Origin of the sequence: Kitasatospora sp. NPDC004799, from assembly GCF_040609095.1 — a bacterium.
Lineage (GTDB): Bacteria > Actinomycetota > Actinomycetes > Streptomycetales > Streptomycetaceae > Kitasatospora.
The window spans coordinates 1-1586 of sequence record NZ_JBEXJK010000772.1 but is presented as its reverse complement, the minus strand read 5'-3'; the positions used below and the strand labels follow the sequence as shown (position 1 = coordinate 1586).

Annotated in this window: 2 protein-coding genes; both read right to left on the bottom strand. The window is 76.0% G+C overall.

The annotated features are described in order from the left end of the window. Positions 1-97: 97 nt before the first annotated feature. Positions 98-1366 (bottom strand): DUF4255 domain-containing protein, encoded by a 1269-nt coding sequence (locus ABZW03_RS40695; RefSeq protein ID WP_355269892.1) that lies wholly within the window; start codon positions 1364-1366, stop codon positions 98-100. Between the two features lie 16 nt (positions 1367-1382). Next, complete coding sequence (locus tag ABZW03_RS40690; protein ID WP_355269890.1) at positions 1383-1562, bottom strand: hypothetical protein; 180 nt, start codon at positions 1560-1562, stop codon at positions 1383-1385. Positions 1563-1586 lie beyond the last annotated feature (24 nt).

Genomic DNA, 1586 nt, shown 5'->3' with positions numbered 1-1586 from the left:
GACCGCGGCCGACAGCGCCTGCCGGTGCGGCTCGTCCGCCGGGCCCTCGCGGCCCTGCCTCCGACGCGTGCTCATGTGCTCTCCCCCCGTCCCGCGGTCAGTGCGTCAGGTCCACGACGGGCCCGCTGAAGGCCCCGTCGGCGGACACCGTCAACTCGCTCGGCACGCCGTCCACCTGGACCCGGGCCAGGTACGCCGTCGGGCGCACGCCGACGACCGGCACCCGGACCTCGTACGGGTCGGTGCGCGGCACCGGCGGCGCGGGCGCGCGGAACTGGTGGCTCGCCCCGCGCTGCCCGGCCGGCGGGTGCAACTCGTCCAGCAGCAGCAGGACCTGCTGGTCGTCCCGGAGCGGCAGGTCCAGCCGGACGTCCAGCCGGGCCGAGACGCCGGCCGGTCCGTCGCCGCGCTCCGCCGTGCCGATCGGCGTGACGATCCGCGGCTGCCGGGCGAAGGTCTGGGCGTTGGACTCCACGGCGAGGTGCTCGGCGGCGGGCCGGCCGTCCAGCGCCAGCCCGTGCAGCACCTGCACCTGGTGCACCCCGGGCGGCAGGTCCTCCGGTACGGCGACCACCAGGCGGTCGTCCCGGACGGCTCCGGGGCCGACCGTCACCCGCCGCTCGCCCAGCCGGGCCACCACCAGGTCCGAGCGCAGGCCGGAGCCCTCCACCACCAGCTCCCGGTCCTTTGTCACCGGCCCCTCCTCGGGGGCGGCCCGGGACCCGGCCGGCCGGGAGAGCACCCGCTCGACCACCGGCCCGCGGGACGGCACGGCCCGTACGGTGCGGCGCAGCACCGGCTTGCCGGCCACCGGATCGACCCGGCCCTCCACCAGGACGGCGGTGGCCTGGTACGTCACGGACAGCGCGTACGGCGTCTGGAGCAGCGTGCTCCACAGCTTGGACAGCTCGTCGACGTCCATCGTGGTGGGCGTGAAGCGCACCCGCTGCGGCGAGACGGCCAGGTCCGCCCCGACCAGGTACGGCTGGGCGGCCGCCTCCTCGATCAACTGCCGGGACAGCATGGGCTGTTCGGTCAGGGCCCGGACCACGCAGCCGAGCAGCCGCTGGCCGACCAGTTGGGACTCCTCGCCGTAGCAGCTGATCAGGTAGTGCAGGTCGAGGGCGGCGGTCGGCCGGGCCAGCACGGTGCCGTCCGCCGCGCGGGTGGGCGCGTCGCGGTTGCGCAGCGAGCCGTTGGGCGTGACCTGGTAGAGGAAGACGGTGATGGTCGGGTCGCTCGGCGGCTCGGTCGGCGGCTTGCGGGCGCCGACCTCGACCGCGAACGGGATGTCGGGGGCGAGCGCCCGGGTGATGAGCAGCCGCAGCGCCTCGCTCACGGTCGCGATCGCGAGGTGGTTGCTCATGAATGGACCCGCTCGGTCATGAGGTCTCCCGGTTGAGGTACCTGTCCAGGTCGAGGGCCGGGGTCGGGCGGGCCGCCGGCTTGCGCGGTGCGGCCGGGGTGCGCTCGGCGGCCCTGACCTCGACCCGCCCGATCTGGACCCGCACCACCCGCTCGACCGGCCGCTGCCGCACCTCCGAGGGCTCCGACCACGCCAACTACCGTCCTCCCCGCACCCGCGG